General features: G+C 48.1%; 1 protein-coding gene. It reads left to right on the top strand.

From position 1 onward, the window contains the following. Positions 1 to 1,754 (top strand): hypothetical protein (locus KDK17_RS10420; protein WP_257288025.1); only part of this gene is annotated, 1,754 nt, incomplete at both ends.

Below are 1,754 nucleotides of genomic sequence, written 5' to 3' on the forward strand. Positions count from 1 at the left end.
GCGAGTTCAATATGGAGCTGTTCCGCGCTTTCTCATCCATGAATAGTGGCAAAGGCATGCTCAAAAAAAAGGACGTGGAAGAGGTGCTGAACTGGTCGGAATGGAAAGACAGGGATGGCGAGTTCAATATGGAGCTGTTCCGCGCTTTATCGTCCATGAATCACAGCAAAGGCATTCCCAAACATGAGGAACATAAAAAATTAAAAGCGATGCTGGACTGGCCGGAATGGAGAGACGAGGATGGCGAATTCAATATGGAGTTATTTCGCTCTTTCTCGTCGATGTTCACCAAAAGATTTGTGCCCAAACACAAGAAAGTGAAAATGGTGCTGGGCTGGCAGGTATGGAAAGACAAGAATGGCGAGTTCAGCATGGAGCTGTTCCGCGCCTTCTCGTCCATGAATCATGCCAGAGGCTTGCCTGAAAATGAGGAGGAAGTGAAAGAGATTCTGGGCTGGCAGATGTGGAAAGATAAGTATGGCGAGTTCAGCATGGAGCGATTCCGCACCTTCACAGCCATGAATGCTGGCAAAGGCCCGCCCAAATATGAGGACGTGAAAGCGATGCTGAACTGGCCGGAATGGAAAGAAAAGGATGGCAGGTTCGGTATGGAGCGGCTCCGCGCATTTTCTTCCATGAATCTTGGCCGGGGCATGCCCACATATGAGCGAGTGAAAAAAGTGCTTGGCTGGCCGGAGTGGAAAGACCAGGATGGCGAGTTCAGTATGGAGCGGTTCCGTGCCTTCTCGTCCATAAATAATGGCCAGGGCATGCCCAAACATGAACCAGTGAAAAAAATGATGAACTGGATAAGCTTCGGGGGGGTGCCCAACCATCTGTTATTGCAAATTATGGCCAGGCTCTGGGCATCAGAAGGGCTACCTGCTATTGAAGAGCTGAAACACCTGGAAACACAACTGAAACAGTGGCTGTTGACAGAATCTAATGAAGAAAATAGCCACTTGAATAATGAAGAGGATGACAAATTCAATCGCCAGCTAAAAACAGTTTCCCTTTATCTTTCCACCCCTAACCCAGACTGGGTAATCAGCTGGGCGCTTTTAAAACAATTTCACCACGTTGAAAAGACTAAACCCGCTCTGATGCTGGAATCATTGATAACGCTTCTGTCTTCTTATGGAGGGAAAGGCGTCAAACGCTACCTTGAGGTTAGTCAACAGAACCGGGATTTTTTCTGGCGTCATTCGGGCAAAGCCGTGCCTTTGAACGTGTTAAGTAAGGCAATAGCTCTGTTTTCTGCCAATGAACCCAGAGGGCGTTTTGTCTATTTTGCCAAGCGGCTGAAATCATTGCCGAATAAGAGCCAATGGGAACAGCATTCAGCCCGGTTGCAGCAATTATCGGGAGTGCTGAAATACGACTATATGAAAAGACTCTACTGGGAACTCTTGCAACCCTTAACAAAAGATGACCAGTTGCGTTTTCTGGACGCCAGCCATGCTCAGGCTGTATTCGACCTGCTTCCCTCGTTGGGCGCCCTGCATAAACTCAGCAAAGAGCATTCCTCCCAATGGCTAAAATGGCTACTTGAAGCCTGCCTTCAACTAAAAAACCATGACATCACCAAAAAAGGCATCCAGATACTGTTTGAAGCGTTGCTCAAAACCCATAGCCTTCTGCCCTGGGATCAGGATATCCCCGATCACTTTCTGTCCGGGATGCGCACAACTGACAACAACAACGTTGAAATACCTGTCTCTGAAGTTATTCCATCAGGAGAACAGCTGGCCCTG

The organism is Endozoicomonas sp. SESOKO2 (assembly GCF_024606245.1).
GTDB lineage: Bacteria > Pseudomonadota > Gammaproteobacteria > Pseudomonadales > Endozoicomonadaceae > Endozoicomonas_A.